We start from the raw sequence: 19,695 nt of genomic DNA on the forward strand, positions 1-19,695 counted from the left end.
GGAAAACACAAACCAAAATCTCGTGAAATTACAGCCCAATGTGGGGGCCAATGACATATTTCTGGTCAGTCTAGGCTCGATTGTGTAGCGCCAGCCCGTGACCTCGAGTTAACTTGCCAATACCGGCTAAGTTGCTCAGGCCTCGAAAAGTTAAGTTGTCAAAACAGTGGGTTGAGCTAATTTTGCTTCTGCAACACCCCCAGTGTAACTATGGCATCTGTATCCCCTGATTGATAGAAGAGATAGCGCATCGATCCGTCTGGCCGTAAAGCTCCCTTAAGAACGCCACTCTCTTGCGATTCTACTAGGGTTAATTCACAAGTTGCGTGATCAAACATTCCAAGAATAACTTCGGTTTGATTGGTGGTACTCGTACCCTCTGCATCGAACCCGCTGTGGGCCTCGGCGGAGCGCCATAACTTGGTCCCTCTCACGCGCCCATCGACAGTAAAGGTCAAGTTCAAAATAATATCCGTATTGCCCTCTGTCGTTTCCCGGATACTAGGTAAGTCAAATCCTTTCCAGATGCCTGATAACTCGGTGACATTTCCGATGGATGCGCAAGCTCCGCTAGCGGGGCTTGACTCCGCCGCCGCGACGACTCCTGTACAAGCGACGCAAGCGGATGCAGCCAGTGCGAGCGCATTCCTCATAGCAAAAAATATTTTTTTCATCTGCAATACTCTATAAGTCGTACGGAGCGTTTGGCGCAGGTAAAAACTATCATTGTTGATCTGCGATTTAAATAGCACCAGAGTCTTTCTTTTACTAGTGTAATGCCATGCTGCTGCTGCAGAGGTCCTCCGTCCCGCGATTTTCATAGTGTCTACCTTTGGGATGCCGCCGAAGATTTTACGTCGTGTAGTGGATGGTTAACGCGCCAGATGAGGCTTGTGCAGCCGGCGCCTAATAGGTCTGCGGTTATCGATCACCGTGTGTGCATACAGTGTTCGAGGTAGCATCTCGTTTTCAGGTAATTGATGACTTATATCAAGCATGTCTAACATGGTCTGTGCATTGGCACCCATCTTCGACATACCTGTTCCCCCTTCTCCAAAGCGAACGACAGCATTGTCAGCGAGGCGCACCAGCTGGCCATTGTTGGACGCATTAACGCCTCTTATTCCCGGCCAAGCACAGATGACGTCAACGAACACTATCCCGCACCCAGGAGGCCATACTCGGGAAAAATTTGCCAAAGCGCTAATCCCATAACTTCGACTATACCAGGGAAGCCCAATGTTGCCGCCGGCGGTCAGCTTAAACAGGATATAGGGTCCATGACGAGCTATTTCCACAATATGTGTTTGTTTAAGGCCTGTATGGGGTAAGTGCTCAAGCCAATCTCCAGCTTGTTCGTCAACTCGGCACAATATCTGGGCGCTACAGCCCGTAGCAATAGTTTGATGGGGTACGGGCTGTTTTATCTTTATACGGTCACATAATTTTTCCCAGGGTGTATTCGCTTTGGAAAATTCATATGTTGCAGTTGGTCCGAGTGTCAAGCCGAGATAGCTTAAAGGCAGAAAATACACTTCTTTGGTAATGATATCTTGGCATCTCAATCCGACACAGTTTGATCGACCCTTCGAGTGGCTGAAAAAAAGTTCTTTGATTATCGTTCGATCTAGTACTCGAATATCTCTTTTGATCATTGCCTTTCTACAAATGGCATCAAAGCCATGGTCGATACAGTTATTCTCGCTAAATATATCTGCTGAAACGATGTTTTTAAGATTCCCATCGCCATAAAAATGTCTAATCGTATCTTCTGATACTTTTTCTGGCAGTAGTTGTACAAACTTGGAAAGTACCTTTCTTTCCTTGATGGATCTCGTATGTTCGGTTTCTGATAAGTATAGAAAGAAAGCTCGTGACGGACGCTTGACCAATCGTAAGGATATACCTAGATCTCGCTCGATAAAATCGAGAATTTTTGTAGAATACTTGCTCGCCAACCGGCTTTTATCATGTTCATTCATTTTTCCGAAAAGAGATCTGAGTTTTTGAGTCCAGCCGTGGACCTCGTTCACGACGTAAATAGGCAGGTCTCGCATATGAACACCTGCTGGCCAAAGGTCAACTTTGCGATAATTTAAGTGTAGTGCCGCATCTGGATTTCTTTCTGCGAAAAATGCACGGCGGAGTGCGCTGATGAGTATTCCCAAGCCCGTGTTGTCATGCTCAGCATTCAGTGCATTGGCATGGTTTACATGCTCATAACTTGCCGAAGCACTTTCATTTGATTGTTCAGTCCCATCAGATATAAAAAAAAGGTCGCACGCGGTTGCTGTTTCACTTTTTTTCGCAGCTAGCAGGCTAGCTATTTTTGCAGCTGGTCCGCCGGCAAAAACTATGGCAGGAGCAATTTTTTTTGACGCAGTTTCTTGGAGGTACTGATTGTAAAGCGCCTGATATTCTTTGGGCGCATCGCTGAGATTGCTAATCAGGACAGGGTTGTCGCCTTGTACACGTACAGAATCTTTGTTGAAAAAATCGCCATAAGGACTTTGAGATTGAAGAGTCGGATCACTTTCAATAATTGCCCTATAAGTGGCTGATATATCTGGGTCCGAGTTGACCCAGATTCCCTTTCCAGAAAAATAGTCGTCCTGTAACAAATAGTTTAGAAACGCATCACCGTCCGGCTTGCTCGATTTGAGAAAGCGCCTCAGATCATCCATGTCCAGAGTCGGATCAGATGGGTTGAGATTGATGTAAGAGTCTTTGTGGATGTATTGTCTCAAGCGGCCCTTACGCTCCTGATATTCGATAAAATAACAAATCTTTCTTCACAGCAGGTCATGTGCCTATTCTACCAATTTGGCCAGTTAAGCTGTCAGTGCGGTACTGACAAGTTAACGTAGATTCGCTCCAAATGTGGAAACCACAAACCAAAATCTCGGGAAATTACAGCCCAATGTGGGGGGCAATGACATATTTCTGGTCAGTCTAGGCTCGATTGTATAGCGCCAGCCCGTGACCTCGAGTTAACTGATCAGTACCTATGGATGTATCCAATTGTCCGAGGCTACATCCGCAAGCGTGTGTGGTGCGTTGCTCAACGGGTTGTCTTCGTCATCAAACGGCGCTCGACAGCATCTTTAAACAGAAAGGCGCCACAAAAAAATCGTAACGCCTCCCGTTAAACAGCTAATCGATACAGCTACTGCGCCAGGCCATTGTCGCCCGTGGCCTGCTGTTCTATCTCAGTCTCATTCGACAAGGCCGCTCCCCGCGGCGGAAACTTTTTCAAGGTACGGAGGTGTTGTACCACCAGATTTTTGGCCGGGCCAAATGCCCACATTTTCTTGCCCATCCATTTAGTGTACATACCGGATTCGTCAGCGGCTTTTTCGTAGGGGTCTCTGCGCAGGTTGAATAACAGCGGCGCATTCAACTCATCTTTTGGGCCTCCCCAGCCATGATTCTGAACCACGAAATGAGCCTTCCAGTCGCGATAGCGCACGGCCTGCAGCGTTGCGCCCGCGTAATAGAAAATCTCGTCGCGGTTACTTTCTGATTCACCCTCGAGGAACGACAGCTGATTGTAGCCATCTAGATGTACCTTATAACCTTCATAGCCGGTCAACAGTTTCGCGGGTAAATCCTGTGGACCACCGGCGGCGGCAACCAGTGTCGGCATCCAGTCCATACCATCAAATATGCCGTTGAAGACCTTGCCTGCGGGAAAGTGTCCCGGCCATCTGGCAATAGCAGGGACTCGAAACCCACCTTCCCAGGTAGTGCCTTTTTCACCATGGAAGGGCGTTGTGCCACCATCCGGCCAGGTCATGGTTTCCGGCCCATTGTCTGAGGTGAAGACGACGATGGTATTGTCCGCAATTCCGAGCTTGTCGAGTTCGGCCAGCACCTTGCCCACATTGTCATCAAGCTCTTTCATGATGATGTCCTGCAGACCTTTGCCATTGCCCAGTTGCGCTTTGTATTCGGGCGACAAATAGGTCCAGACATGCGCCCGGGCCGGAGCCATCCAAACGAAGAAAGGTTTTTCCTTGTCTACCGCACGATTAATAAAATCGAGTGTATGTGCAGTTACTTCATCATCCAGGGTTTCCTGACGTGAGGGTGGTGCCGGACCATCGTCTTCGATTCGTTGTTTGCCAGCCGGCCCGAAGCGCTTGTCCACTACATTCTGATCCGTATCGGTCGCATAGGAATGAATAATATTTCGCGGACCATACTTATTGTTGAAAGCTTCGTCCTGCGGCCAGTCCGGATCAACCGTATATTCCATGGCGTTCAGGTGATAAAGCCATCCCCAGTATTCGTCAAAGCCGCGATTTGTGGGGAGGACCTCGTTGCGATCACCAAGATGATTCTTGCCAAACTGGCCCGTGGTATAACCCAGCTTCTTGAGCAGTCCGGGTATGGTCGGGTCATCCTCATGCAGGCCGGCAGACTCTCCTGGTAAACCTACCGTGTGCATGCCATTTCTGACCGGGAGCTGACCGGTCAAAAAAGCCGCCCGCCCAGCGGTGCAGGATGGTTGTGCGTAATAATCGGTAAGCCGAACCCCCTGGCTCGCAAGCTTATCCAGATTCGGAGTCTCAATGCTCTTGAGGCCCTGGTGATAGCTGCCGAGGCTGGCCCAGCCGACATCGTCAGCCATGATGACAACAATATTTGGTTTTGTAGCGGAATTTGCGACCGTGCTGCAGACCAAAAATGTTGCCAGCATTGTTAACCTGATCGCTGCAGAGGCTTTTGATTTCTTCATAACGAGGTTGTCCCAGCTATAAGTAGGATGAGACGACAGATTTTACAACAAACAGTAAGTTGTTAGCACTCGATTCCGGCCAGGCGCCCCCACCTGGCATCATCAGCTATGCCGTCTGGCTCTACCACAGATTTAACCTGAGTCACCGAGATATCGAAGATCTGCTGGCCAAACGCAGGATTACGGTTAGAAGGTTCGCCGAGCTTCTGCCCGCTCCGCGCAGGCCTATCAAGATTCAAGATAATCAAACCCAACGGGGGGAGTGGGTAGCTACCCCCTGAAACAGATTAACACCCGACAAACCTGACGTACCCGACGCCAATGTAATTGCTGCAAGCTCATGGACTCTATGGAGACGCGTCGGATTAATTTGGCATGTGTATCCCAGAGGCCCGGTATAGGGTCGGCATTGTAAGAGTGTGGAAACATCCCAGTCATCAGTCCTTGCAGCTGCTCTGTTTGTGGCAACGGCAAGGGTTCGACTATCCGACTAAGAATCGGATGCTCTCTTCTATAGAAAGACGATAAGAATCAATAAGATGGTGGGCCCAGAAGGACTCGAACGGCAGCGGCCGCCGAGTCGTCGGACCGCCGTCTTCGACCTGCCGATTATGAGTAGAGGGTACAGTCGAAACGCACTCCAGTAAGCCGAAGAAAAGTAACGAGTTGCCTCAGCGGGGCAGGACATCATTGCTGCAACCGAGCCTATGCCGAACCTGGAGTGGGCTGGCTGGCGGGGTTCATTGACGTAAGCTGAAGAGCGGTAAGCAATTTTCCAGACCGAACTTCCGAACCGAGGCCGAGCAATCACACGAGGCAACCAGGGTTAGGGAGCGGGGGATGCGGAAGTTCAAATCAGTGAGGCAGGTGCAGAGAATCGTGACTGCTCATGCCGCCGTGTCCAATCTGTTCAATCTTGGCAGGCACCTGGTCAGGGCTCAACACTATCGGGATCTGAGGGTGAGTGCGTTCGGAGAACGAGATAGGCTGGCTGCTCGTTACTCCCAGCCTGAATTGCTGCAGATTCCATGACTTAACTTGTCAGTTACGAAAACAAGACACGATAGAAGCTGAAGGTTGCACTGGCGGCGAGGGACTTCGCCCCCAGCGCCCTGCAGCTTCTACGTCTGGTTTACTCGTGGCATTCACTCTGGTCGCAGTATTCGCAACTGGGTGTCGCGGTGCAGCTGGCGCCAGGGTTCGCGGCACAAAACGCTGCGGAGCAGTCGCTGCCGGGAGTAGGCGGCGGGGTGGGAGGCGAGGGAGCCGAACAGGACGACGGCAAGGGTACCTTGAAGGTAAAGCTTGTAGCGACTGTTTGGGTTGTCTCGGAACTGATTGAGCAACTGCAGCCGAATGAGTTGCATGACCCGGTAGGGCCGATCCCACTCCATGGCCCCGTGTTTTCCATCGCACCACCCCAGAGTCTGGCGGTACTTGTTGCTAACACAGTATTCCAGGTGACCTTAAGGTCGTAGTAGCTTGTGCCGGCGCTATAGCTATTCGAATCGACCTGCCAAGCCGCGGCCTGAAGAGTACTGGACAAGCGACCTTTGGGTGTTTGCCCGTTTTGCGGCTGTCCCACGATGTAGTCTTGACATACGTTGCTCCCAGGTGCCATTTGGATTTTCGATACGCAATTCTCAGCAGAGTCGCCCTCGGTGCAATACTCGTATTTGGTGTACGCGCCAAGGTCGGAAACAATGTCGCCCGCTTCTACGACCAGCGCCGGAACCGTTGTCGACACCGATTTGCTCCACGAGGCGCCGGCCTGAAGCCCTGCTTGCGGGCCGTCTCCGGAGACATTGACGTCAACGCCGAGGTTGAAGCTGAAACTATTGGTATATTGCGTACTGCGGCCCTGGTTACCTGAGGGGGACGCACTGACCTGCGTTGGTTTCGGGCTTACAGGGGGGTTGAACGCAACGTAGTAATTAAGTGGATAATTCATATAACGACACATACGTGAATCGAAACCGCCACCAAAAGGATTTTTCCAAACCTGTGTACCGCCGGAGCAGTATTCTTCTGAATCTTGCCAGTCAATAGTCAAATCGCGGTTGTCATTAGTTAGCGAGATTTGATTTTTCAAGAAGCTTGCAGACTGCCATTTGGCTTCCGTTGGGTCCCAGTCGCCGTTTGAAGTAATCACGTAGAAATCTGTCGCTTGATTGCAAATACGACCGGCATGAACGTTCACAGGCATGCTGTAGATGCCACCGGTTGTTGTCTTGAGCACAGTGCTCTGAATGTAATTCTTGGATAAATCGATGGGGCCGCCGGTCAAATCTGACGTGGGCTCACTGCTGGGCAGAGGCGACCGTGACAAATCGTCCACCACGATGTCGTACGCCCGCGCGTATGCGCGCGCATCCGCTCCGGGGTCTTCCGCTGTATCCGGCGTGGGCCTGATCCTAAACAGCGCGGTTGCAGTCGGCATGCCATCTTCACGGCGCATGATATACGCCAGCAGAACGGGATCAGTGGTTGATTCGAAGGCTGCACCTACGCCCAATAGCCCATGAAAGGCTTTCACATCGATGGTACTCGGGGCGATGAGGGCCAGGGTTTGTCCAGCCGCATAGGACGCTTTAATCGCGTCTTTTTCCTGCTGCGTGAGGGCGTCTACCGGGTCGAGCACCCCGGGCGCAATCATGATGGGTGTCACTTGCGGATTATAGTCAGGCGAAAAGGGCACGACGACCAGGTCACTGCGCACCGCTTCTATCGTGGCGTTATTGTAGTTGCCGATGAGCTGAACGACCTCATACTCACCGGACTGTGACTGCGCACTGTCGCTGCAGCCGCTGGTAATCAGCGCGACACATGAGGAAAGAAATAGTGCAGTAACCAACCTTACGTGGTTTGGCATGAGGTATTCCTCGGAATGATGTACAACTAGTAGACAAGTTAACGATTGAAAAATTCCGAGTCAAGTTAACTCAGATTCGCTCCAAGTGTGGGAACCACAAACCAAAATCTCGTGAAATTACAGCCCAATGTGGGGGCCAATGACATATTTCTGGTCAGTCTAGGCTCGATTGTGTAGCGCCAGCCCGTGACCTCGAGTTAACTTGTCAGTACCGCAGGGCGCATTGCACCTTTGCCTCGTTTTGCCGGCGTGACCAGTCCGCGCCAGCAGTGATTAGGGGCAACAACGCCATGGAATCGCGTGAGATTGACCCTGGGCTTGGGGATCAGTGCCGCCAATCTCTCCAGGCCGGTGAAATCCAGCTCCTAGTCTCGAGCAACCAGCCTATTCCATTCACTGTGCGCTCTCGCTCCTGGGTTGCCTCATGGGATTGCTCTGCTCGATCATTCTCATACTGTTCAGTACCGTGGATGGTCTCAGGCATTAGCTCGCGATGAGCCACACCGTAACTGCGCAGCTTATCCGTCACGATCTTTCTGGGCTCTGGGCCATGACTGCGCAATAGCCGCCTAAAGAAGCGCTTTGCTGAAGCCCCATCTCGCTTAGCCTGTAGCAAAAAATCCACCACCTCACCACCCTGGTCTACAGTACGCCACAAATAATGAAGACGTAAATATTCTTCGATCTCTTCCAGTGACAACTAAATCTATTAGGCAATCACTTTATTGGGGGGGCTGCCTTTCTTCTTTTCAGCTTCAGGAATAAAACCAGTTAATTTCCTACACACCTCTACGAGCTCCACTCTTTTCTTTCCAAAGCCAGACTGTTTGTGTAATGCAATTGAATCGTCCAGTGAAGTTGGGCAATGGCAAATCTTTTTGGACGAGTGAATTTTAGCCGGTCCTTCACCAGAGAAACTTAATGGGACATCTTCGCTATACGAAAGTAACTCGTTGGTTTCGCCGATTTCTGAAAGAATTTGGAAGTAACGTTCATTAATTTTTTTCGTAAAGGCGAATGCCCAGACCAATGAATCGACCTCTGCATCGACATACTTTTTGAATTCAACCATTTTGGGCTTGGATTGACCATCTGAATCAGCATGATCAATACCATAGACTTCTCCGCCCCATCCGTGAGGGATTTTAGGTTCAGCCTTGAGAGATTCAAACAATTTTTGTATGTGATCAGGCCTTGGAAATAGGTCGTCGTCGATAGCAACAATAAAATTGTTCTTTGCTAATCGCCCTAATTCAAACCGGACTGATGGGAATTTGCGCTTTTTTTGGTTAATAATTTTTAAGCGTGGATCGTTAGTTGAAATAAAGCTAGATAAGTCACAATCTGGATTGTTATTGGACAGAATAACCTCATCAACGAAATCGCAACAGAAAATGATTCTAAGCTGAATTTCAATGTTGGCTGGCCGTGCATAATTCAAGAGAATCACAGATAATTTTTCGGGTGAAATCTGACTCTTTCTCCAGCCGACCTTGTAAAGGATTCCAAAAACCATTTTGTAAAAGAAAATAATCACATGCCATGATCTTCTGTAACAAAAAAAAATGAAGCGTCTCAAGCACTGTTTATAATGAATAAGCCTGCTCATTTCACCCCTACGACATTTAAAAAACGTTTATTGACTCTGATTTCAAAAGCGACTGATAGTAATCAGCTCATGGCTTGCTCTGTTGACGATTATTTTTAGAGCTTCATCTATTCGAAAAAAAAAGTCAATTTACTGTTACTATGATTAGTATGGCCAACTTTTTATCAAGATTAATTTTTTATGAGATTTGACATCATAATCGCAGGGGCCGGCCCTGTCGGCTGTATAATCGCCCAAAAATGTGCCGCGATACTAAAATGGAAAGTCCTAATACTAGACAAAAGAGATCACATAGCAGGAAACTGTAAAGATGAGTATAAACACGGTGTACTTGTTCACACTTATGGGCCTCACTACTTTCGAACGAGTAATGATGATCTTTTAGAGTATCTCTCCCAATTTACAGAATGGATCCCTGGAAAATACTTTGTCAAAAGTAAAGTTGGTAAAAAACTTTATCCATTTCCCATTAACCTAGATACGCTTGAATTATTTTTCAAAAAGAATTTTGATTCTGACAGCGCCCAAAAATTTCTTGATACAAAAAAAGTTCGTAATGCTAATCCACAGAATTCTGAAGAGTTTGTGCTGTCGAAGGTTGGCACTGAACTTTATAAAAGCTTTTACTTGGGCTACACGTTAAAACAGTGGGGAATGCATCCAAAGGATTTGTCCCCATCAGTATGTGGTCGAATACCCATACGCTTTAATCGAGACTCTAGGTATGTGGATAGCACTCACCAGTTGATGCCAAAAGATGGTTATACTGAAATGTATAAAAAAATGATCGCACATGAAAATATCACCCTCATGCTTGAGGTCGATTATTTTGAAGCAAGACAAAAACACGAGTCTAAATATGCGACAGTCTATACAGGACCAATCGACACCTATTTCGATTACAGCTTAGGAAAGCTACCATGGCGTTCGCTTGAATTTGAATTCAGAGAATATAAACAAGAGTACAAGCAGGAATGCGTACAGATAAATTATCCTAATGAAACCCCTTACACGAGAAGTGTTGAGGCGAAACATATTACGGGTCAGAAAAGCGATAACACCGTCATTTGCAATGAAACCCCAGTTGATAATGGTGATGCTTATTATCCTATACCACATAAATCATCACAGGATTTATACCTTGATTATGAGGAATTGGCAAAAGAAGAGACACTAAATAAGCATGTATACTTTGCAGGAAGGCTTGCCACTTATAAATATATAAATATGGACCAGGCAATGGAAAGTGCTTTCGAAATGTTCGATAGGATAAAAAGCACACACTTTGATAAGTGACTGCGAATTGTAAGCAGCGCGAAAGAAAGCGCGGCTTTGTTGTCTTATTTTAGTTTTAGGTTCACAAGTAAGAGACTGGCAGAGCCGGATATCGTTTAGAAAAGTATAAGACGGATAAAAGGCCTATGTGGGAAATTTTTCTCCCAGTAGCCCGTTGCTTTTTGTGCATTGAATCAGGCGATTGGCATCGAACGTGCTGAAAGCGATCTCGCATTGGTTCACTTGCAAATCTTTTGTGGTCGTTTCCAGGTCGTAGCTCACAGAAGTCCATGCCGACCCAGTGTTCAGTGGCGTCCGGGCTGAACTTATCTTGAAATGAAATTAATGCGTACTGCCCCGGTGGTGTGTGTGGTAGCGGCAGCCTAAACGGGAATGACATGGAGGGTACCGACAAGTTAACTTGGCAGTATCAGGAAGTTTAATCTCAATAAGCCGTTTATATGTTCTATACTTCGAGAAATGGTTGTGTGCAGTCCGTTGTTTGCAATAAATTAGTAGCAAAAGTAGCGTTTATCCTATTTATATTTAGCAGCAGTTCCCTAAGTGATCAAAAGTGGAGAAAGAGATAACATGACTAGAATCAAAAAAACGCTTTTTGCTTTCGTCAGCATGCCAATCTTTTTGTCAGGCATACAAAATACCTATGCAGCCGGGGAAGACCCGACGCCAGGGTTTAAGTACAAAATACCTGAGCACATCATGACGCCTGATAAAGTTGAAACGCGTATTGGCGAGTTAAACTTCTATGACGGGATTCCAACAGACGAAACGATTGCCACGGTGTATGACAATCTAGATTTTTATCGTGGTATTGAAGTCTTTTTAAATTTTATTCCGGCGACTTCGATAGAAGGCGTGCGTTTAGGAATGAAAGAAATAGGCGCGGATGACTATAATGAAGTTATCGTTTTTGATGACTTAATGGATTCAACCCCATTATTTTTGACGGGCAATACCGATACCGTTTATGCATTAGCCATGCTGGATTTAGAAAGAGATGGGCCAACTGTGGTGGAAATACCGGCTGGCGCAGGACCGGGCACTGTTAATGACGCTTTCTTCCGCTTTGTGGTGGACATGGGCGCGCCAGGGCCTGACGCCATGAAGGGCGGCACTTACATTATCCTGCCCCCTGATTATGAAGGCGACTTGCAGCCCACGTTAAATGGCATGGAAGACCGCGGCAAAGATACCCGCGCGAGCGTGATGATTGGCGGGAAAGAAACGAAAGCGTGGATTGCACAATCGACTAGCTACCATAACTGGTTAGTTCTGCGCGGTTTCTTGGAAGACGGCAAACCTGAATATGCAGCTAACATGTGGCGTACGGGCTTAAAAATATACCCGTTAGAGGATGCAAGCGATCCGAAAAAAATGGTCTTCACTAATGGCAGCGGAATATTTTTTAATACCATCCATGCGAACGATTATGCGTTTTATGACGAGTTATGGAATGTATTGCAGAAAGAACCCATTTCATTCTTAGATCCAGAACTGCGTGGCCAAGCAGCAGCGATAGGCCTTCAAAAAGGCCAGCCTTTTGCACCTGATGCGCGCATGAAAGCGATATTGGAAGATTCAGTTGCCGTAGGTAATGCAACCGCCCGCGCTATCTGGTTAAAGCCTCGTGATGAAAGCGCCTATTTCTTTGACGACAGAAAATGGTACACCGGTTTTATTGGCAAGGATTACCAGTGGTTAAAGGATGGAGGAATGGGTGGGCGTAATTTAGACGCGCGGACTTTGTTCTTTTATTCTGCTACGGTAAACACACCAGCGATGGCCCTTGAAATTCCCGGCGTTGGCTCTAATTATGCCTTCGCTACTGAAGATGCAAGCGGTGCAATTTTAGATGGCAGTAAGCGCTATAAAGTGAATATCCCGGCAGATGCGCCGGCCAAAGACTTTTGGTCGTTTGTGGTCTATGACCCACAAACTCGCTCAGAACTACAAATACCGGGTGGCACAGATTACCCCAGTAAAAATAATGAACGTGACAAGCTTGTTTATAACGAAGACGGCAGTGTGGATTTATACTTTGGTCCTACAGCGCCAGAAGGTGCATTAAGAGCAAATTGGACAGAGACAGTGCCAAATAAGGCATGGTTTGCTCTACTGCGCTTATATGGGCCATTGCAACCGTGGTTTGATCAAACATGGAAGCCAAGTGATCTTGAGCAGATAGACTAATACGTTAAGTATAGGACAAACAAACGGCCTGTCGGGAGTAGATTTCCTCACTGATACTGCCGATTGAACTGGAAAAATTCGGTAAGTAACCGCCGATTGCCCTGAAAAGTTGTTCGCTGAGGTGACCGTGCAAATCATATTCGTCCAAAGTATAAGACGGATAAAAGGCCTATGTGGGAAATTTTTCTCCCAGTATCCCGTTGCTTTTCGTGCATTGAATCAGGCGATTGGCATCGAACGTGCTGAAAGCGATCTCGCATTGGTTCACTTGCAAATCTTTTGTGGTCGTTTCCAGGTCGTAGCCCACAGAAGTCCATGCCGACCCAGTGTTCAGTGGCGTCCGGGCTGATTGAACGACGATAACGCGGGTTCCTCTCCTGCGAAAAGAGGCAATGTACCCCAGGGCACCTTCTCTTGATGCTACGCATCAATTCACCTTGTTCCAGGTGGTGCTCTGGTGGGAGGTACCAGGAGAGGCCGGGCAGGTGCATCCTGTTCCCCCTTGACTCCGGTCTATGACTCTTGCTGTAGAAGTCGGACGCTGTCTTCTATAGAAAAACTGGAAGAATCAATAATATGGTGGGCCCAGAAGGACTCGAACGGCAGCGGCCGACCGTCTTCGACCTGCCGATTATGAGTAGTACGCACAATCGAAACGTACTCCAGTAAGCCGAAGAAAAGTAACGAGTTGCCTCAGCGGGGCAGAGCATCATTGCTGCAACCGAGCCTATACCGAACCTGAAGTGGGCTGGTCGGAGGGATTGATTGACGTAAGCTGAAGAGCGGTAATCAATTTTCCAGACCGAACTTCCGAACCGAGGCCGAGCAATCACACGAGGCGGCCAGGGTTAGGGAGCGAGGGATGCGTAAAATCAAATCTGTCAGGCAGGCTCAACAGTTCCTAGGTGCGCATGCTGCGGTGAATAATCTATTCAATCTTGGTAGACACTTGGTTAAGGCTGAGCACTACAGGAGTCTGAGGATGAGTGCGTTCAGTGAGTGGAGTAGGGTGATTGCATAACTATCACGCATCGGATTACTCTGGTCTCAATGCGTTAACTTGTCAGAACCGTTGGACGGCATGAAATAGGAAGGCCCTCTTTGCCCAAGCGGCGCTCTATTCGTCCAGCCCGATTCTGCCGCCGGGGCTTGTCGCTCCAGAGAGGAATGGCCGCGCCTTGAGAGCAAAGGCAATGTTCATGCCGACGAAAGCTCCTCCCTGGCCCACGGCAACGCCCATGGCCTGCCACTTCCACCCCAGCACGAGCATCGCGCCAGCCCCGATCACCGACCAGGCCAGTGATGTCCGGATCACCCAGTTTCCACCACCGTCATACTGGACGATGCTCAGGAAGACGCTCGCAGTCATCGCAAATCCGATCGATGCGCCCGTCACGAGCAATAGCGGATAGGCAGCCCGGTACTCTCCCCCGTAGAGATCGAGCAAATACACACCGAAGAAGCCCAGCAAGACGAGCCCAACCAAATTCGTCGTACCAACGAGCAAAATCCATCTTCGTACCAACCGCTGACAGTATCGATAGTCTTGGGCACGAACTGCATCGGCAATGAGGGGCAGAAACATCGCGCCTCCGGCCAGACCTGCAACCGCCAGCAACTGGGCGAGTCGGTCTGCTGCCGCGAACATCGCCGCATCGCGTCCGCTCGGCTGGATCCAGCCAAGCACCAGAAACGGAGCCTGAACCAGAAACACACAGACTGTACCGTTGAGAAAAAACGGGAGCGTCCCGCTGGCCCAAGAGCGCCATGCGAGCGTCCCGAACCCGCTCTTGAAATCGGCAGCTTCAACCGAAAGGTTGAGGAGCCAGAGCGCGAAGCAGATGACCGTCATGGCCGTCACCCAGACCACCGCCGCATCGAGGACATCAAATCTCTCTCCACGGATCAGCCACGCCGCTCCGAGGCCCACCCCGATCAGAATCTGCAACCCCGGTACTGAAAGGAACATCGCAGGACCCGGCGCACCGTGCACGTTGGCGGTTGAAACCAGGTAGAGCATGATACCGACCAACGGAAGCAGCACGAGAATTCCGGCGAAAGTCTCATCCCGAACAATCGAGACGTCACTGAGCATCACGTGCGCCGGAACGATTAGCCCATAAACGATCATGGCCGCCCCAAAAATACACCAGGGAACGACCCGCCGGAGTCCGCGCGCCGCTTGGAAGTCCCCGGTGCTGATCGCGCTGCGGAAGGGCACCGTGACGTACTGCGCCATGCCGAGGTTCGCCAGCGTCCCCGCCATCATGGCAACCCCGAAAGCGGCATTGAATTCGCCGAACTTGGAGACCGGCAGCATCCGGGCCAGGAGCACCCAGACCACAAACGCCAGAATCGTACCGAAGAGTTGCTGGCCAGCGATAACGAGAAACCCTCGAGAGGAGGGCGCAGCGCCCACCCCCTGATCCTCTTCCCCCCTCATGGCAAGTTCCTCTTCGCGATCTTCTGCCGCAAAAATGCCTCTGACGTTTTCAGCATTTTCATAAAATCCGTTCTGGCTCGTTTATTTCCCCGACTCAAATCTCGTCGGTGCTCCAGCCTGCAAATCGGAAATGCCGAATCTCCGGTCTGACAACTTCAGAAACCACCGCCCGGACGGCTCTGGCGGTACTGACAAGTTAACTTAGATTCGCTCCAAATGTGGCAACCACAAACCAAAACTTAGGGAAATTACAGCCCAATGTGGGGGGCAATGACACATTTCTGGTCAGTCTAGGCTCGATTGTGTAGCGCCAGCCCGTGACCTCGAGTTAACTTGTCAGTACCGAGCAGGGCGGTTGCTTGAGATCGGGGGCCAGGATTCACTGGCCTTGAGGCGTTAACTTGCCAATACCCACTATGAAGTTGTCAATTAGGGCTTCTCTGCTTCAAAGATCACAAGATAGTTATCCAGGCGCCGAATGCGACCATCTGAGCCAATATATTGATGTATGTCTCCGTGCGAGTCTCTGATGTTACCACGTGGCCCTTCCATGTTATTCGTAACATTAGGGTCTCCTATACGCCCTCTTGCATACGTCAACCTGACCTTGGACTGAGGCATGGAGCTCAATTGGATTTGAATTTTATTATCCGAAATAACTGTCACGGATTCGATAATATCCAAAATTGAACCGTTGTTTTCGTCCCATATATCAAAACCATAATTTGGAGCCTCTGCCACCACAGAATCATCAATTACCAGCGGGCCGTAAGGAACATGCAGGGTTATATCTACGAACTGACCTCTCCATGTCACGTTCGTGGGCTGTAGTGGAAGCCACGGGATATTGTCATGTAAGACACTTTTCAATGCTCTTCCATAGTACTTTCCTAGCATTAATGACCCATCCGCTGCCAAGTGAAGATTATCGTCAGCATACTCAAGATGGTACATTGGGTTGGATAGATAAATATTGGGATTAGCGTCTGCAGCATCCTTGATAGCGAGTGCAATATCAGGGCTATCCAGCCCATAGCTTCTGTGCGCTGCCAGTTGATAACTCACCAGAACAGGTTTCGTGGTTTGATTGGTGATTGCAGTTACGTCTGTCGCAAAGTCATTATACATCTGCAAAAATAACGAAAAATAGGTGGCCCGAGATATTCCAAGAAAATAATCTGCCTCTCCCTGAGACCAACTCATTGCTGCGACTTCGTAAGTCATATTCTCTTTTTTGGACAATGTCATAGCAGCCGTAACCTGATCCATCAAGCCCGTCCAGCGGGCTGTCCCTCGGTTGAGAGAACTGATTGACAGGCTGGCTTGTCCCGGCGCTGACCCAATGTAGGCAAACTTTTGATTTTGCGACAGGATGTTATTTTCATGCTCGATTAACTCAACTATGTAATTGGCAGTTCCCGCAGTCGGCGTTTCACCAAAGGAATCAACACGAGATTCAACTAATGGGTGCAGCGCGTCGAGTGAAAAGCCATCTGATATACCCCGGACGCGCGCACCTTCAGCGAACATCAAATTGTTATAGGGTTGCAATGTCGATATAACTGGGAACGCTGCTACCCCCATTGATATGGATTGGCCGTAAGTGAAAATATGCGAAAAACCAAGTGTCACATCGGGAGTTGGCGGGGCAATGGGGGTAGCATTCCCACTGGAGCCGGCTCCACCGCCACACGAGATGAGAGTAATTACGAGAATGAGGGCAACAGATCGGCTAACTGTACTAGTCATGAGCTTTCGAAACCTATAAGAATCAACGAGATGGAGAGCCCAGAAGGGCTCGAGCGGCAGCGGCCGACCAGCCTCAACCGGCAAAGCGCGGGAGCAGTGTACAGGAGCGAACTGGGCCAGCAAGCCCAAGAGCGGTAACGACGAAGATGGAGTCCACGGGTCTAAGTCCGGTACTGCCAAGTTAAGTCGCGGATTTGGGCTAGAAGCAGCCCATGAGCAGGTACTGCAAAGTTAACTTAGATTCGCTCCAAATGTTCAAACCACAAACCAAAATCTCGTGAAATTACAGCCCAATGTGGGAGCCAGTGACATATTTCTGGTCAGTCTAGGCTCGATTGTGTAGCGCCAGCCCGTGACCTCGAGTTAACTTGTCAGTATCGTCGAGCGAGCTTACTCTGGCTTCTTTCGTCATCAAAAAACCCGCACTAGGCGGGCTTGAGAAGCCTCAGGCTTTACGCAGATTCCTGAAACCCACCAGCGACAGCAGTCCTGCCATGATGCCCAGTAGCCACAGTGGGCTAGTTGGGACAGGCGTTGCGCTAGGCGGTGGTGTGCCGGTGGGCGGTGGCACGAAGGTGGCTGGGGCCCCGACAACGAATGGTTCACTCGTTGCAGATGCGGGACTCGTTCCTATAATGTTCGTCGCTGTTACAAAACACTCATACGTGTCGCCATTGTACATCGAGGGGACTGTAATAGGTGACGTGGGGCCAACTACGTTTACCCGAACCCGCCCCGAACCCACCACACGGAGGCAGGAGGCTGTGTAGCTGTAAGCTGGCGAGCCATTGTCAATCCCCGGGGTAAAGGCGACGGTAAGCTGACCGGCGCCTGGCGTTATCGAGTCTATGGTCGGGGCGTCCGGTGGCGAGCAAACTATCGACGTCGCTGTGATCGTGGTCGAGCCATTGCTAAAGTCCTGCGGCCAACCCGTTGTCCCTTCACAGTAGGTGATCGTCGTCAGGTTGGGATTGACATCGAACATAGCTTCTATTTCGGTGGAGCCGCTGCCTGTCGTGTTGAGTTGAAAGTCACCAAAGTTGCCTCCAAAGTGCGCGCTGGTGAGGGCGTTTTCCCCAAAAGCAGTTTGCCTAATGGTCGTAACGCTGGCTGGAATAGTCACGCTGGTGAGGGCGTTGCCGTCGAAAGCAGCAAGCCCAATGCTCGTAACGCTGTTTCCGATAGTCACGCTGGTGAGGGCGTTATCGTAAAAAGCAAACTCCCCAATGGTCGTAACGCTGTCTGGAATAGTCACGTTGGTGAGGGCGGTACTGTAAAAAGCAAAACTCCCAATGGTCGTCACTCTGTTTCCGATAGTCACGCTGGTGAGGGCGTTGCTGGTGAAAGCATTATTCCCAATGGTCGTAACACTGTCTGGAATAATCACGCTGGTGAGGGCGTTGTACTGGAAAGCCCTCTTCTCAATGGTCGTAACGCTGTCTGGAATAGTCACGCTGGTGAGGGCATTGTCGCCGAAAGCACCATTCCCAATCGTCGTAACGCTGTCTGGAATAATCACGCTGGTGAGGGCGTTTTCGGAGAAAGTCTTTCTCCCAATGGTCGTAACTCCGTCTGGAATAAGCACGCTGTTGAGGGCGTTGCGAAAGAAAGCTTCCTCCCCAATGCTCGTAACGCTGTCTGGAATAATCACGCTGGTGAGGAAGTTACCTTGGAAAGCTTCCTCCCCAATGGTCGTAACACTGTCTGGAATAATCACGCTGGTGAGGCCGCTGACCGAGAGACCATAACGCCCAATGGCAGTAACGCTGTAGGTTGTTCCTTTATGCTTAACAGTGGCAGGAATAACAATGTCTTTTTTGCCGCTGCCGCCGCAACCCCTCCCCACCTGCCCACTACAGCGCACTTCGACAGTTGTCCCACTGGTGATGGAATAACTGAGGGGGCCCTCATCAAAGCACTGCAGGCCGAGAGAAGCGCAGTTATAATGGGCCAAAGCCTGAGCCGATAGCATCGAAATAAGCAAGAATGCGAATGAGGCGAGTACGCCACGCTGTGGTGTTGTTGTGGTTGAGGTCATTAGCAGCATCGTCTGTCATATAACGTTTAGTCGATGTGATCAAGAGCAATATCTATGCCAATAGAGGATTGGCGAGTGATACAAGCCATTACGGGGTTCAGTGACAATGAGGGTGTAAGGAAACCTGACGGTGTCGCTCACTTAACTATTCTGAATTGATAGAATCGGAGGATGACTAATTACAAGCGTCATCGATTCCGCCTCGGCGCCCCCCACCCGGTATCATTTCCTGCACCGTCTGGCTCTACTACAGATTTAACCTGAGCCACCGTGATATCGAAGATCTCCTGGCCAAACGCAGGATTACGGTTAGAAGGTTTACCGAGACTCTGCCCGCTCTGCGCAGGCGTATCAACATGCAAGATAATCGACCGCAAGGGGGAGAGTGGGTAGCTACCCCCTGAAACAGATTCACACCCGACAAACCTGACGTACCCGACGCCAACGTAATTGCTGCTATGCAGCTGATAGTTCCAAACGATTGCTGTTTATATCAGCTTCTTATTATTCTTCTCGGCTCATATAAAAGACATATGAGGCCAAGCTCGGCGTGGTGGGCATTGTAGCCGAAATGGTACTGCCAAGTTAACTCAGACTCGCTCTAAATGTGGAAACCACAAACCAAAATCCCGGGAAATTCCAGCCCAATGTGGGGGCCGATGACATATTTCTGGTCAGTCCAGGCTCGATTGTGTAGCGCCAGCCCGTGACCTCGAGTTAACTTGTCAGTATCGTCGAGCGAGCTTACTCTGGCTTC

At 49.6% G+C, this 19,695-nt stretch carries 10 protein-coding genes and 4 pseudogenes; 5 read left to right on the forward strand and 9 right to left on the reverse strand.

Translation table 11 applies throughout. The features are described 5' to 3' along the window. Positions 1 to 176 precede the first annotated feature (176 nt). The 3 genes from EYC82_RS16370 to EYC82_RS16380 form a co-directional block, all read right to left on the reverse strand. A complete protein-coding gene (locus EYC82_RS16370; protein WP_279250612.1) occupies positions 177 to 821 on the reverse strand; it encodes a hypothetical protein in 645 nt (214 codons plus the stop codon). Positions 822 to 872: 51 nt separating this feature from the next. Continuing rightward, on the reverse strand, positions 873 to 2,747 hold the full coding sequence (locus tag EYC82_RS16375; protein WP_279250613.1) for a hypothetical protein: 1,875 nt from the start codon (positions 2,745 to 2,747) through the stop codon (positions 873 to 875). Between the two features lie 419 nt (positions 2,748 to 3,166). Beyond that, positions 3,167 to 4,741, reverse strand: a complete 1,575-nt coding sequence (locus EYC82_RS16380) for an arylsulfatase (protein WP_279250614.1) — start codon at positions 4,739 to 4,741, stop codon at positions 3,167 to 3,169. A gap of 798 nt (positions 4,742 to 5,539) precedes the next feature. Here EYC82_RS16380 and EYC82_RS18225 point away from each other — a divergent pair. Next, positions 5,540 to 5,773, forward strand: a pseudogene (locus EYC82_RS18225) (hypothetical protein); the annotation flags it as partial. Positions 5,774 to 5,873: 100 nt separating this feature from the next. Here EYC82_RS18225 and EYC82_RS16385 read toward each other — a convergent pair. The 3 genes and pseudogenes from EYC82_RS16385 to EYC82_RS16400 form a co-directional block, all read right to left on the reverse strand. Further along, complete coding sequence (locus tag EYC82_RS16385; RefSeq protein WP_279250615.1) at positions 5,874 to 7,613, reverse strand: hypothetical protein; 1,740 nt, start codon at positions 7,611 to 7,613, stop codon at positions 5,874 to 5,876. A 352-nt stretch (positions 7,614 to 7,965) separates the two neighbouring features. Further along, positions 7,966 to 8,277, reverse strand: a pseudogene (locus tag EYC82_RS16395) (DDE-type integrase/transposase/recombinase); the annotation flags it as partial. A gap of 45 nt (positions 8,278 to 8,322) precedes the next feature. Further along, positions 8,323 to 9,150: a glycosyltransferase gene (locus EYC82_RS16400; protein WP_279250616.1), complete on the reverse strand. Its 828-nt coding sequence runs from the start codon at positions 9,148 to 9,150 to the stop codon at positions 8,323 to 8,325. 252 nt (positions 9,151 to 9,402) lie between these two features. Here EYC82_RS16400 and EYC82_RS16405 point away from each other — a divergent pair, with 252 nt between their 5' ends. The 3 genes and pseudogenes from EYC82_RS16405 to EYC82_RS18230 all read left to right on the forward strand — a co-directional run. Next, positions 9,403 to 10,518, forward strand: a complete 1,116-nt coding sequence (locus EYC82_RS16405) for a UDP-galactopyranose/dTDP-fucopyranose mutase family protein (RefSeq protein WP_279250617.1) — start codon at positions 9,403 to 9,405, stop codon at positions 10,516 to 10,518. Between the two features lie 570 nt (positions 10,519 to 11,088). Continuing rightward, a complete protein-coding gene (locus EYC82_RS16410) occupies positions 11,089 to 12,708 on the forward strand; it encodes a DUF1254 domain-containing protein (protein ID WP_279250618.1) in 1,620 nt (539 codons plus the stop codon). An 820-nt stretch (positions 12,709 to 13,528) separates the two neighbouring features. After that, positions 13,529 to 13,729: pseudogene (locus EYC82_RS18230) on the forward strand (IS6 family transposase); the annotation flags it as partial. A 96-nt stretch (positions 13,730 to 13,825) separates the two neighbouring features. Here the strand turns inward: EYC82_RS18230 and EYC82_RS16415 are convergent. The 3 genes from EYC82_RS16415 to EYC82_RS16425 form a co-directional block, all read right to left on the reverse strand. Next, entirely contained in the window at positions 13,826 to 15,151 is a 1,326-nt protein-coding gene (locus tag EYC82_RS16415) for a lipopolysaccharide biosynthesis protein (RefSeq protein WP_279250619.1), read from the reverse strand. 429 nt (positions 15,152 to 15,580) lie between these two features. Continuing rightward, positions 15,581 to 16,900 carry a hypothetical protein gene (locus EYC82_RS16420; RefSeq protein ID WP_279250620.1) on the reverse strand — a complete coding sequence of 440 codons (1,320 nt, stop codon included), beginning with the start codon at positions 16,898 to 16,900 and terminating at the stop codon, positions 15,581 to 15,583. A 445-nt stretch (positions 16,901 to 17,345) separates the two neighbouring features. Then, positions 17,346 to 18,938: a fibronectin type III domain-containing protein gene (locus EYC82_RS16425; protein WP_279250621.1), complete on the reverse strand. Its 1,593-nt coding sequence runs from the start codon at positions 18,936 to 18,938 to the stop codon at positions 17,346 to 17,348. A 171-nt stretch (positions 18,939 to 19,109) separates the two neighbouring features. Between EYC82_RS16425 and EYC82_RS18235 the strand changes: the two are divergent. Then, positions 19,110 to 19,255 (forward strand): annotated as a pseudogene (locus EYC82_RS18235) (IS6 family transposase); the annotation flags it as partial. Positions 19,256 to 19,695: the final 440 nt, after the last annotated feature.

The organism is Candidatus Marimicrobium litorale, assembly GCF_026262645.1.
GTDB classification, from domain to species: domain Bacteria; phylum Pseudomonadota; class Gammaproteobacteria; order Pseudomonadales; family Halieaceae; genus Marimicrobium; species Marimicrobium litorale.